At 68.8% G+C, this 11,351-nt stretch carries 16 protein-coding genes and 1 tRNA gene; 11 read left to right on the forward strand and 6 right to left on the reverse strand.

The genetic code is table 11. The annotated features are described in order from the left end of the window. Positions 1-17: 17 nt before the first annotated feature. Positions 18-701: a cofactor assembly of complex C subunit B gene (locus KBZ04_RS08775; protein ID WP_254991574.1), complete on the reverse strand. Its 684-nt coding sequence runs from the start codon at positions 699-701 to the stop codon at positions 18-20. A gap of 77 nt (positions 702-778) precedes the next feature. On the opposite strand from KBZ04_RS08775, the gene psb32 reads away from it, so the two are divergent. The 6 genes from psb32 (at position 779) to KBZ04_RS08805 (ending at position 5,005) form a co-directional block, all read left to right on the forward strand. Then, complete coding sequence (psb32, locus tag KBZ04_RS08780; protein ID WP_254991575.1) at positions 779-1,480, forward strand: photosystem II repair protein Psb32; 702 nt, start codon at positions 779-781, stop codon at positions 1,478-1,480. Between the two features lie 22 nt (positions 1,481-1,502). Further along, the gene (pxcA, locus tag KBZ04_RS08785; RefSeq protein WP_254991576.1) at positions 1,503-2,648 is read left to right on the forward strand and encodes a proton extrusion protein PcxA; all 1,146 of its coding nucleotides are present in this window, start codon (positions 1,503-1,505) and stop codon (positions 2,646-2,648) included. After that, complete coding sequence (locus tag KBZ04_RS08790; RefSeq protein WP_254991577.1) at positions 2,638-3,216, forward strand: bifunctional adenosylcobinamide kinase/adenosylcobinamide-phosphate guanylyltransferase; 579 nt, start codon at positions 2,638-2,640, stop codon at positions 3,214-3,216. The genes pxcA and KBZ04_RS08790 overlap by 11 nt, the downstream gene beginning before the upstream one ends. Before the next feature lie 12 nt (positions 3,217-3,228). Beyond that, entirely contained in the window at positions 3,229-3,720 is a 492-nt protein-coding gene (locus tag KBZ04_RS08795; RefSeq protein WP_254991578.1) for a tRNA (cytidine(34)-2'-O)-methyltransferase, read from the forward strand. A 154-nt stretch (positions 3,721-3,874) separates the two neighbouring features. Then, positions 3,875-4,885: a LysM peptidoglycan-binding domain-containing M23 family metallopeptidase gene (locus KBZ04_RS08800; protein WP_254991579.1), complete on the forward strand. Its 1,011-nt coding sequence runs from the start codon at positions 3,875-3,877 to the stop codon at positions 4,883-4,885. Positions 4,886-4,931: 46 nt separating this feature from the next. Beyond that, positions 4,932-5,005 (forward strand) — tRNA-Met (locus KBZ04_RS08805). Positions 5,006-5,130: 125 nt separating this feature from the next. Here the strand turns inward: KBZ04_RS08805 and KBZ04_RS08810 are convergent. Then, positions 5,131-5,478 (reverse strand): hypothetical protein, encoded by a 348-nt coding sequence (locus KBZ04_RS08810; RefSeq protein WP_254991581.1) that lies wholly within the window; start codon positions 5,476-5,478, stop codon positions 5,131-5,133. A gap of 92 nt (positions 5,479-5,570) precedes the next feature. Between KBZ04_RS08810 and KBZ04_RS08815 the strand changes: the two genes are divergently transcribed. After that, the gene (locus KBZ04_RS08815) at positions 5,571-6,170 is read left to right on the forward strand and encodes a peroxiredoxin (protein WP_254991589.1); all 600 of its coding nucleotides are present in this window, start codon (positions 5,571-5,573) and stop codon (positions 6,168-6,170) included. A 4-nt stretch (positions 6,171-6,174) separates the two neighbouring features. On the opposite strand, the gene purQ is transcribed toward KBZ04_RS08815, so the two are convergent. Continuing rightward, on the reverse strand, positions 6,175-6,828 hold the full coding sequence (gene purQ / locus KBZ04_RS08820) for a phosphoribosylformylglycinamidine synthase subunit PurQ (protein ID WP_254991582.1): 654 nt from the start codon (positions 6,826-6,828) through the stop codon (positions 6,175-6,177). A gap of 13 nt (positions 6,829-6,841) precedes the next feature. Continuing rightward, positions 6,842-7,099 (reverse strand): phosphoribosylformylglycinamidine synthase subunit PurS, encoded by a 258-nt coding sequence (gene purS, locus KBZ04_RS08825; RefSeq protein WP_254991590.1) that lies wholly within the window; start codon positions 7,097-7,099, stop codon positions 6,842-6,844. Between the two features lie 93 nt (positions 7,100-7,192). Here purS and KBZ04_RS08830 point away from each other — a divergent pair, with 93 nt between their 5' ends. Then, positions 7,193-7,555 (forward strand): hypothetical protein, encoded by a 363-nt coding sequence (locus tag KBZ04_RS08830; RefSeq protein ID WP_254991583.1) that lies wholly within the window; start codon positions 7,193-7,195, stop codon positions 7,553-7,555. A gap of 16 nt (positions 7,556-7,571) precedes the next feature. Here KBZ04_RS08830 and cobW read toward each other — a convergent pair whose 3' ends face one another. After that, positions 7,572-8,660: a cobalamin biosynthesis protein CobW gene (gene cobW / locus KBZ04_RS08835; RefSeq protein WP_254991584.1), complete on the reverse strand. Its 1,089-nt coding sequence runs from the start codon at positions 8,658-8,660 to the stop codon at positions 7,572-7,574. A 51-nt stretch (positions 8,661-8,711) separates the two neighbouring features. Then, positions 8,712-9,248: a pentapeptide repeat-containing protein gene (locus KBZ04_RS08840; protein WP_254991585.1), complete on the reverse strand. Its 537-nt coding sequence runs from the start codon at positions 9,246-9,248 to the stop codon at positions 8,712-8,714. A gap of 48 nt (positions 9,249-9,296) precedes the next feature. Here KBZ04_RS08840 and upp point away from each other — a divergent pair, with 48 nt between their 5' ends. The 3 genes from upp to KBZ04_RS08855 form a co-directional block, all read left to right on the forward strand. After that, positions 9,297-9,962: a uracil phosphoribosyltransferase gene (gene upp / locus KBZ04_RS08845; RefSeq protein WP_254991586.1), complete on the forward strand. Its 666-nt coding sequence runs from the start codon at positions 9,297-9,299 to the stop codon at positions 9,960-9,962. 41 nt (positions 9,963-10,003) lie between these two features. Then, positions 10,004-10,285, forward strand: coding sequence for a hypothetical protein (locus tag KBZ04_RS08850; protein ID WP_254991587.1), 282 nt, complete (start codon positions 10,004-10,006; stop codon positions 10,283-10,285). A 48-nt stretch (positions 10,286-10,333) separates the two neighbouring features. Next, positions 10,334-11,351 (forward strand): dihydroxy-acid dehydratase (locus KBZ04_RS08855; RefSeq protein ID WP_254991588.1); only part of this gene is annotated, 1,018 nt, incomplete at its 3' end.

Here is an 11,351-nt window from a genome sequence, read left to right on the forward strand (position 1 = left end):
TCCGGGCGGGCAGGTGTTCAGCCAGTTCCAGGTGCCGCCGTCGAAGACGCCGGCCAGGCCGGCTCCTCCTCGGCCGAAACCCGAGCCAATTCGCCTGTGAGGCGCCGGCCCCAGCCTTCCACCCAGGTCAGATCGCTGCGGCTGAAACAACGTGGCGACCAGCCGCCCAGCACCAGCACCCCCTCCTGCCCCAGCGGCTGGACCAGCACGGCCGGCAGTCCGGCGGGCAGGGTGGCGAACTCCTCCCGACCCGGGTAGAGCTTCAGATCCACCAGGGAGATCGCCTTGCCGGTGGCCATGCTGCGCAGGCAGATCGCCCCCGGCCGGAAGCCACCGCTTCCCAGCAGACCCCGTTCCAGCAGGATCCGGCCGCGCCAGTGCAGGAGCACCACGGCCGCTGGCGTGGCGGTCAAGAGCATCGTGCTGCCCCAGCCCAGCTCTTCGGCCAGGGGAGCGTCCAGATCCGGTGCCAGTTGGAGACCCTCACGCCCCTCCAGCGGTACCCGCTCCGGCGCCACGGGCTCCACCCGCTGCCACAGCAGGGCCACCAGCAGCAGCAGCACCGACAGGATGCTGCCCAGCACCGAGGCCCGCTCCAGGGACGGGTCGAGGCTGGGGGCAGTCATCTGGTTGAGCACCACCAGGCCCAGTCCCGTCAGACCACAGGCCAGAACAACGCGGGCGGCGGCGGGCATCGCCATCGTGGAGATCGGGTACCAATGGAGCCTTCAGGATGCCGGAACGCAGCGGCAACGGCAGACTGGTGGCGTCTTGCACGATGGCCTTGGCTTCCGAGACCCCCCTGCGCCGGTCCCTGCTCTCCCTGGTGCTGGCCCTTGTCCTGGTGATGGTCGCTCCTGTCGCTGCCGCCCTGGCCGTCTCCGCCACCGATCTGCCCCCCCGCCCACCGGCCGAGCACGTGCTTGATGACGCCAAGGTGCTCAGCCGGGCCGGCAAGGCCGAGATCGAGCACCAGCTGGAGAGCTTCTCCGCTGAACGGGTCGATGCCCGGCTGATCACCCTCACGCGGCTCGACTACGGCCTGGGTCTCCACAGCCTGGCCGACCAGCTCCTGGAGCGCTGGACGGCTGATCCTCCAGCGGGCACCAGCCCGGATCCCCTGCTGCTGCTCCTGATCGACACCCAGACCCGGGCCACGGCCATTGCCGCCCAGGCCCCCCTCGACCGGCAGCTGCCCACCGAGCTGCTGGACAGCACCGCCGCCACCACGATGGCCCAGCCCCTGCGCAGCGGTGATCGCTATCGCCAGGCCGCCGTCGATGCCCTGCAACGCCTTGCCACTGTTCTCCAGGGCGGTGAAGATCCCGGGGAACCCGTCGTCGAGGAGACCGCCGCCGTCGTCAGCAACATTCCCACCCGTGAGGAAACCTCCAGCAGCAACGCCTTCACCTGGGTGATCGTTCTTCTGGTGGTGGGGACCGTGGTGCCGATGGTCACCTGGTGGGTCTTCTCCCGTTGATTCCCCCAATAGCCGCCTCCCCATGGGACTGACGAACTGGATGGGTACCTTCGGGCGGGCCCAGTCTCTGGACCTGAGCGCCGATCTCGAGCGCGGCTACGAAGCCGCCCTGCTCATTCAGAGCATCGAGATGGAGCACTACAACGACCGTCCGGTGCGTCCTGAGCTGGAGCTGAGCATTCCGCGGGCGATGCAGGCCCAGGTGCTGCGCCGCTTCAGGGCCGCCCTGCAGGTCTGCCGTCAGGCTCGGACAGTGCTGGCCCCCTACCGGCAGGAACTCTCCGGCCAGGAACTGCGCCAGTTCCAGCTGATCGACACGGTCACCGCCCGCTACGCGGTGGCACGGGAGGAGTTGCCGGCCCTCAGCCGCTCGCCGGAGATGCTGCCCCGCAGCCTGGTGAGCGTGGTCGACTCGGTGCGCCGCCAGCTCGACCCGGAAGCGGAGGCGAGTGTGGTGGCGGGCTTCCGCCGCCGCCGCGATTCCACCCTCGTTTCCCTGCGCATCCTGCTGCTGCTGATTCTGGTGCCGGTGCTGGTTCAGCAGGTGAGCCGAACTTACATCGTGTCGCCATTGGTGGATCGTTTCGCCCCCGACAACGCCTTCCTCACCTACCCCAAGCCCCAGCTCGAGGAGAGGGCCGTCGAGAAGCTGCGGGTCTACCAGGCGGAGATCGAGTTCGATGCCCTGCTGGAGGGCAAGCCGCTGCCCAGCCGAGAGGAGCTGCAGCTGGAGCTGTCCAAGCGGGCCCAGATCCTCAAGGAGGAGGCCGATCAGGAGAGCACCCATGCCATCAAGAACGTCCTGGCGGACATCTCCGGCTTCATCGGCTTTGTGATGATCGCCATCTTCGGGCGGCGCGACATCCAGGTGCTGCGGGGCTTCATTGATGAACTGGTGTACGGGCTGAGTGACAGTGCCAAGGCGTTCGCCATCATCCTGTTCACGGACATCTTCGTGGGATTCCACAGTCCGGAAGGCTGGACCGTGCTGCTCGATGGCATCGCCAACCATCTCGGATTGCCGGCCAGGGAGAACTTCGTGATGCTCTTCATCGCCACCTTCCCGGTGGTGCTGGCCACGATCTTCAAGTACTGGATCTTCCGCTACCTCAACCGCGTCTCGCCCTCTTCCGTGGCCACCCTGCGCAACATGAACGGTGGCGGTTGAGTCCCTCGCCGAGGAGCCTCCCCAGCCGCTCCTCACCCTCGTCAGCGGGCCTTCGCGGGGGGGCAAGAGCCGCTGGGCCGAGCATCTGGCGGCCCGGAGCGGCCTGGCCGTGGTGTATCTGGCCACCGGTCCCTCGCTGCCCGATGACCCCTCCTGGCAGGAGCGGCTGCAGCGCCATCGCCAGCGGCGCCCGCCGCAGTGGGGTTGCCGAGAGGTGGGCGGTGAACTCGCTGCCGCCCTCGCCGACCTGGAACCGGTCCAGCTGGGGCTGGTGGATTCCCTCGGCACCTGGGTGGCGGCCCATCTGGATCTGGAGCCGGAGGCCTGGGAGCTCCGCTGCGCCGACCTGATCACGGCCATGGGCCGCTGCCGGGCGCCCCTGGTGGTCGTCTGCGAGGAAACGGGCTGGGGCGTGGTGCCGAGCACCGCCGCTGGGTCACGCTTCCGCGACCGGCTGGGGGCGATGCAGCAGGAGCTCCAGGGCCAGAGCGCGGCCGCCTGGCTCGTCCTGCAGGGCCGCGCCATCGACCTGCTGGCCCTCAGCCAGCCCGTCCCTGCCGAGCACTGAGGGCCACGCCCCATGCCCCGCGTCGTTCTGTACCAGCCCCAGATTCCCCCGAACACGGGCAACGTGGCGCGCACCTGCGCCGCCACAGCCACGGAGCTGCATCTGATCGAACCGCTCGGTTTCACGATCAGCGACCGCCATCTGCGCCGGGCCGGCCTGGACTACTGGCCCTGGGTGTCGCTGCAGCGCCACAGCGACCTGGGCTGCTTCCTGGCCGAACGGCAACGGCGGGGCGGCCGCCTGATCGCCCTCAGCAGCCAGGTGGAGGCGGCCTACACGGACTTCCGCTTCCGCAACGACGACTGGCTGCTGTTCGGACGGGAGACGGACGGATTACCGAACGCCCTGCAGGCGACGGCCGAGGCGCGGCTCACGATCCCCATGGCCCGCCGGGCCCGCCACGGCGAAGGGGGTGTGCGCAGCCTGAATCTCTCGGTGTCCGTTGGCATCGTGCTGTTCGAGGCCCTGCGCCAGCTGGGGCCGGACGGGGGCAGCGAACCCTGAGCCCGGATCGGCTGGCCCCCGGTGTCCGGACCGAGTTGTGCCTGATGAACCTTGCTGCAGGAGGTTCATAGCGCTACTCTCTGGCCGACCCGCAGATGTTGGCTTCTCTGCTGGGTTTTGTCCGATGGATGTGAAATGCATGAAGCCTTTCCGCTTGATTCTTCCCTTTCTGCTCTCCACACCGGCCGTCGTGCCGCTCGTGGCTGTCCTGGCTGACGACACCCCCAGCACGGTGTCCACCGAAACTCTTCTGGCGTCCCTGCCCACTTCCGCTGATCGGGTCTGGGTCAAGGTGCGCCGTGCCGTCTCCATCGAGGAGCTCTCCACGGCCCTCGACCTTGACGAGAGCCGCCTGGCCCGTCTGAACGACGTGGATGAAGACCATCGCTTTGGCAACGGCGACTGGCTCGTGGTGCCCTCCCGTGGCAAGGAGCGCCTCGGTCGCATTGCCTCCCTCGACACCTCGGTCCAGCGCCAGTCCCCCCCTGTCTCCACCCCACCGCCGGTGGAAAACGACGGCGTGGTGCGCTTTGGCGACACCGTGCTGAAGCTGGCCCAGCGCTACGGCCTCAGCGTGGCCGAGCTGGTTCGTCTGAATCCAGGCCTGGAAACGGCCCGGCTTGTGGTGGGCAGCCAGGTGCGACTTGCCCAGTCGGCCCCCGGCCGGACCCGCATGCTGCTGGGCCTGAAGCCCTCAACGAGCGGCGGCCTCAGCTGGCCCGACATCCCTGACTTCGGTGACGACCCCCAGCCCCAGTTCAACGGCGGCAGCACCGCCCCCTCCACCACCTGGATCTGGCCCACCAAAGGGGTGTTCACCTCCGGCTTCGGCTGGCGATGGGGACGGATGCACAAGGGCATCGATGTCGCCAACAACGTCGGCACGCCGATCATGGCCGCCAAGGAGGGTCAGGTCTCCTTCGCCGGCTGGCATGAGGGCGGCTATGGCTACCTCGTGGAGATCGCCCACCCGGATGGCAGCCGCAGCCTGTACGCCCACAACAGCCGTCTGCTCGTGAGCAAGGGCGACGCGGTGGCCCAGGGGCAGGTGATCAGCCAGATGGGCAGCACCGGCCGCAGCACCGGCCCCCACCTGCACTTCGAGATTCACCCCCCCGGCCGCGGCGCCATCAACCCCCTGCAGATGCTCCCACCCCGGGCCTGATGCGGCTCGGGGGCTGTGAAGGTGATCGTCTAGGATCCCATCAATTGGCTCGGTAGCTCAGCTGGTTAGAGCGTGGGATTCATAACCCCAAGGTCGGGAGTTCAAGTCTCCCCCGAGCCATTGTGGAGATCCCATGCCATGGGATCCACTTCTTTTCAGGCCGCCATTTTCAGTCGGTCAAGTCCTTCCCCCCCCCCGGTCAAAAGACCAGGCGGGGTGAATGCGACGGAACCCCTTTGGCGGCTTCAGCGCATCTCGATGGCGTTGAGCCGTTCGCGGAAGCTGCGGGCATTGGCCGCCTCCTGACTTTCTGCACTGTCCAGCGATACCTGCTCCGGAGCGATCAGGGGAAGGGGGGCAGGGACAGCGGCCTGGGGGGTCTGAATCGGACGGCGACTGCGGCCGTAACCCCCTGCCTGGGAACGGTTCTGAAGGGCCCGGGTGAGGCTCTTACTGCGGTTGGCGGCACCCACGGTCTCGCCGTCCTTGGGGCGGATGAGGGGGTTGCCCTTGAGTTCGGAGCGCAGCTGATTGATCAGTCGGAAATGACCGGTGGTGTTGTATTTACGCAGAACGGCTGGATCCCAACCCATCGTGGATTCATCGCTGACTTGACAACCATTGTACGGCCAGGCTCGGTGGGGGCAGCATGGGGGCTGATCCCGCTCCCGAGGACGGCGCCACCATGACCAGCACCGGCAGGCTCGTCGGCCTTGAGGCCCCCGACTTTCGCGCCACCGCCGTGGTGGATCAGGATTTCCGCGATCTGTCACTGCGTGACTACCGCGGCCGGCATGTGGTGTTGTTCTTCTACCCGCTCAATTTCACCTTTGTCTGTCCTACGGAGATCACCGCCTTCAGCGACCGCCACGCCGAGTTTGCCCGCCTCGCCACCGACATCCTGGCCGTCTCCGTCGACAGTCCCTACAGCCATCTGGCCTGGGTGCAGACCGAACGCAAGAGCGGTGGCCTCGGGGATGTGGCCTATCCACTCATCTCCGACCTCAACAAGGAGATCGCCAGGGCCTACCAGGTCTTGGACGAAGGGGCCGGCACGGCCATGAGGGGGCTGTTCCTGATCGATCCCGATGGCGTGATCCGCCACTGCACGATCAACGACCCGGCCGTCGGCCGCAGTGTGGATGAAACCCTCAGGCTGCTGCAGGCCTACCAGTGGGTGCGGGACCATCCGGGCCAGGTCTGTCCCGCCGACTGGAGCCCGGGCGGCCGAACCCTGGCGGCCGATCCCCCGGCCAGCCGCGACGTCTACGCCGCCCTGGACTGAGGGCTCAACCGAGCAGCGACGTCAGCAGGCGGCGGCCATCGAGGCCGCCGGTGATCGGGTCGCAGGCCCGCTCCGGATGGGGCATCAGGCCGAGCACGCGGCCCATCGGGTCCGTCAGGCCGGCCACATCACCCCGCGATCCGTTCGGATTGGCGACGTAGCGCAGCACGACACACCCCTGATCTTCAAGGCGCTGCAGCTCCTCCGGCTCCACCTGATAGCGCCCTTCGCCGTGGGCGATGGGCAGGCTGATCCGCTCGCCGGCGCCGTAGGTGCCGAGCCAGCGGCAGGCCCCGGGCTGCACCTCCAGCTCGCTGTTCTGGCAGAGGAAGTGCAGGTCCCGGTTGCGGGTGAGGGCTCCGGGCAACAGGCCCATCTCCGTGAGCACCTGGAAGCCGTTGCAGATGCCGAGCACCGGGCCGCCGCGCTCGGCGAAGCTGCGCACTTCCTCCAGCACCGGCGCGAAGCGGGCAATGGCACCGCAGCGCAGGTAGTCGCCGTAGCTGAAGCCCCCCGGCAACACCACGGCCTCGAGGCCGGACAGGTCCCGCTCCTCATGCCAGAGGAAGCGCACCGGGATCCCCAGACAGCCCTCCAGGGCCCAGGCCACGTCCCGGTCACAGTTGGAGCCGGGAAACACAACAATGCCGACGGTCATCGATCCGCTCCCCTCAACCCGCGTCCGACAGATCCAGCGACCAGTCTTCGATCACCGGATTGGCCAGAAGGCGGTCGCTGAGAAGCTCGAGTCGGGCCTGGGCGGTGGCCCGGTCCGGGGCCTCCAGATCCAGTTCGATCGCCTTGCCGATCCGCAGCCGTTTCACCCCTTCCACCCCGAGCCGGGCGGCGGCGGCCCGAGTGGCCTCCCCGGCGGGATCCAGCACGGAGGGGCGCAGGGATACCTGAACGCGGGCGTTGAAGAGCGGCACCGGGGGCACGGACGTTTGTTAAATCTTGGCAGCACGCCCCACCAGCCTCGCCCCGCCTGACCAGCCTGGGGGTGGTTCCATGTTCCGCTGACCGTGGTGCCTTCCCTGCGGAGGTTTCTGCTGGATCCGCTCGCCCCGCGCGTGCTGGCCTGGCTGATGGGTTTCACCGTGGCCTGTGCCGCCCTGCAGGCCCATTCCATGCCGGGCCTGGTGTCGTTGCGTTGTCGCCTGGCGGATGGCCCCTGGCAGGACTGCCACATGCAGGTGGAAGAGCTGGGCCTGCACTGGTTCCTGCTGGTGGGGGGGCAACGGATCGAGTTTCGCCACGATGGCCGGGGCAAGGTGACGATGCTCAAGCCCTCCGGCGGCTGGCAGCCGGTCAACAGCCGCTGGGTGGAGAACACGGACCTCTGCTGGGATGGGGTCTGCGCCCGGGGGGACATTCCCCTCGACTGACCCGGGCAGACCGGGCTCAGAGGTGATCGAGGGCCTGGCGCAGGGGCCCAGCGGCTCCGGCGGTGGCCAGCACCACCAGCTCCAGGCCATCGGCGTCCTGCTCGCCGGGCCCTTCAGCGGGAGCTTCTGGGACTGGGGCAGCATCGCGCTCCTCATACCAGCACTCGAGACGCCGGCCCACCCCCTGGATCTGCAGCGGCAGCCGCTTGCCTCCCTGGCGGAGCCGGCCCTTGAGCCGCACCACCGGATGCTCGATCAGCAACCGTTGCAGCTCCGCCTCCAGGGCGGCCCGCTGCCAGCGGCCGGAGCGGCGCAGCAGCAGGGATTCCATCGCCACGTGGGCATGGTCGTGGTGGTCGTGGTCGTCGTCGTCGTCGTCGTGATGGGGGTGCGCGTCGATCTCCTGCCGGCCGGGGCCATCCAGCACCAGGGAGGGGTCGAGGCGGCCCCGGGCCATCGGCAGGACCACGGTGCCGGGGCGCAGCCCGGCCGCCAGGGTGGTCTTCACCCGCTCGAAGGCCTCCGGCTCCAAGCGATCGGCCCGGCTGACCAGCACCAGATCGGCCGCACCGAGCTGGTCGGCGAACAGATCCTCGATGGCACTGATGTGGTCGAGGCTGGGATCGGCCTGGCGCTGGGCCTCCACCGCGGCGGCATCGCCCACCACGTGGCCGGCGGCCAGGGCCTCCCCGTCCACCACCGTGACCACCCCATGCACACGCGTGCGGCTGCGGATCTCCGGCCAGCCGAAGGCGGCCACCAGGGGTTCGGGCAGGGCCAGGCCGCTGGTTTCCACCACGATGCCGTCAAGGCGGTCGGCGCGCTCCAGCAGGCGGGTCATGGTGGGCAGGAACTCGTCCTGCACCGTGCAGCAGAGGCAGCCGTTGGCGAGTTCCACCAGACGGTCGTCGAGCTCCTCCTCCGGGCAGAAGCCGCAGGAGGCGATCAGGTCGCCATCGATGCCCACCTCGCCGAACTCATTGACCAGCACGGCCAGGCGCAGGCCGCTCTCCAGTAGCAGGTGGCGCAGCAGGGTGGTCTTGCCGGCCCCCAGAAAACCGGTCACCACCGTGACCGGCAGACGTCTGGAGGGGGTGGCCGTCATCAGAGCAGAAGCGGAGGCAGCACCGAAACCTAGGGGAGGCGGCGGCAGGGATCAGCGGCAGCCAAGACTTTCGCTGGTGGCGACCCCGGTGACGGGGTGGCGGCCGGAGGCGCGGGCGCAGAGGGCTCTCTGTTCGGGCAGATCCAGCACGGCATCACTGAAATCCGCCCCCTCGATCTGGGCATCCCGGAAGCGGCTCTGCATCAGCATGGCGTTGCGGAACTGGGCCCCGCGCAGGTCGGCGCCATCGAAACGGGTGGCGAAGGCCACGACGTCCTCGAGATCGGCACCGCGCAGATCCGCCTGGCGCAGGTTGGTGGAATTGAACACCGCCCCGCGCAGATCGGCATCACGCAGGTCGAAGCCCTCCATGGAGGCCTTGAGGAATTCCTGCTGCTGCAGGTTGCGTCCGCGCAGATCGGGATCGAGATCCTGGAAGGAGCGCTGGGCCCGCAACTCCGGGGCGGTGATCGCCAGGGCCGGCCCCGCCGGCAGCACGGACCAGCACAGCACCAGGGCGAGCAGGGGCCCCAGCAGGGGGACGATCCGGCGGCCGATCGCCGCAAGGGACTGGAAGCTGGGGGCCATGCCACACCGGTACGCTGCCGGTTCAAGCTATGGCAGACGCAGCCCGTCATGAGCATGTCCCTGCGGGTGGTGGTGCCCCCCCATCCCCTGATCGGCCACTGGCTCACCCTGCTGCGGGATGGGGCCACCCCGTCACCCCTGTTCGCCACAGCCATGGCGGAACTGGGCCGCTGGCTCACCTACGAATCCCTGCGCGACTGGCTGCCCCCTCGCCGCGTGACGGTCGAGACGCCGCTGGGTCGCAGCGACGGCCAGGTGGTGGATCCGGAGATTCCCCTGCTGGTGATCCCCGTGCTGCGGGGGGGTCTGGGCCTGTGGCAGGGGGCCCAGTCGGTACTGCCTTCGGCCCGGCTGGCCCACGTGGGCATCGAGCCCTGCGGGCCGGACCACAAGCCTCACTGGTTCCTGGATGATCTGCCCGCCACCATCGATCCCCGCAGCGGCGTGCTGGTGTTCCTCCCCTGCATCGCCAGTGGCTCGATCCTGCTGGCCCTGCTCGACCGGCTCCAGGGGCTCGGTGTGGAAGGGCAACGGCTGCGGGTGATCACAACCCTGGCCGCCAGCCCCGGGCTCCAGGTCGTCGGCGAGCGCCACGGGCAGCTCACCATCTATTGCGCCGGCATCGACCCCGAGGTGGACGACAAGCACCTTGTCGTGCCTGGCTTCGGGGAGGTGAGTGAACGGCTGTATGGAATCGCCTCCGCCTCTGCCTAGGCTGGGTTTTCCATTCCGGGCTCACCAACGCTTGCAGGTCCATGGCTGAAACGAGGGAGCAATCGTCCGCCGGCGGCATCGTGGTGCTGGCGGCGGCTGCCGGCGCGGTGGCCGGAGCCGCGGGGCTGGCGGTCTGGCTGCTGCGCCGCGCCGAACGGCGGCACCTCGTGCAGCGCCAGCTGCGGATGCTGCGCATCTCACGGCTGGCGGAGGCCAGCGGCGAGCCGGTGGGCCGTGATCAGCTGCACGACCGCGTCCAGAAGCTCAACCAGGCGATCGACGAGGTGCGCCGCCAGCTGGAGCAGCTGCAGCCCCAGCCCTGAGGGCGCAGGCCCCTCGGTAGGTTGCTGCAGATCCGATCCACCCCGGCCATGCTGCGCTCCGACGCCATCACCAAGGGCCTTCAACGCTCCCCCAACCGGGCCATGCTCCGGGCCGTGGGCTTCGGGGATGGGGATTTCGGCAAGCCGATCGTGGCCATCGCCAACGGCTACAGCACGATCACGCCCTGCAACATCGGCCTCAACGACCTGGCCCGGCGGGCCGAGCAGGCCGCGAGGGTCGCCGGGGCGATGCCGCAGATGTTCGGCACCATCACCGTCAGCGACGGCATCTCGATGGGCACCGAGGGGATGAAGTATTCGCTGGTGTCGCGCGAGGTGATCGCCGATTCGATCGAAACCGCCTGCAACGCCCAGAGCATGGATGGCCTGCTGGCCATCGGCGGCTGCGACAAGAACATGCCCGGCGCCATGCTCGCCATGGCCCGCATGAACATCCCGGCGATCTTCGTCTACGGCGGCACGATCAAACCGGGGAAGCTGGGCCCCTGCGATCTGACCGTGGTCAGCGCCTTCGAGGCGGTGGGGCAGTTGTCGGGCGGCCGCATCGATGAGGCGGAACTGCTGGCAATCGAGAAGAACGCCTGCCCCGGCGCCGGCAGCTGCGGCGGCATGTTCACCGCCAACACGATGAGCTCGGCGTTCGAGGCCTTCGGGCTGAGCCTGCCCTACAGTTCCACCATGGCGGCGGAGGATCCGGAGAAGGCCGAGAGCGCAGCCCGATCCGCCGAGGTGCTGGTGCAGGCGATCGCCGCCGACATCCGGCCCCGGGACCTGCTCACCCGCGAGGCGTTTGAAAACGCCATCGCCGTGATCATGGCGGTGGGCGGCTCCACCAATTCGGTGCTGCACCTGCTGGCGATCGCCCGCACCGCCGGAGTGCCGCTCACGATCGACGACTTCGAGACGATCCGCCAGAAAGTGCCGGTGATCTGCGACCTCAAGCCCAGCGGCCGCTTCGTCACCGTCGACCTGCACCGCGCCGGCGGCATGCCCCAGGTGATGAAGCTGCTGCTCGACGCCGGCCTGCTGCACGGCGACTGCCGCA

Origin of the sequence: Cyanobium sp. N5-Cardenillas (genome assembly GCF_024345515.1) — a bacterium.
Lineage (GTDB): Bacteria > Cyanobacteriota > Cyanobacteriia > PCC-6307 > Cyanobiaceae > Cyanobium.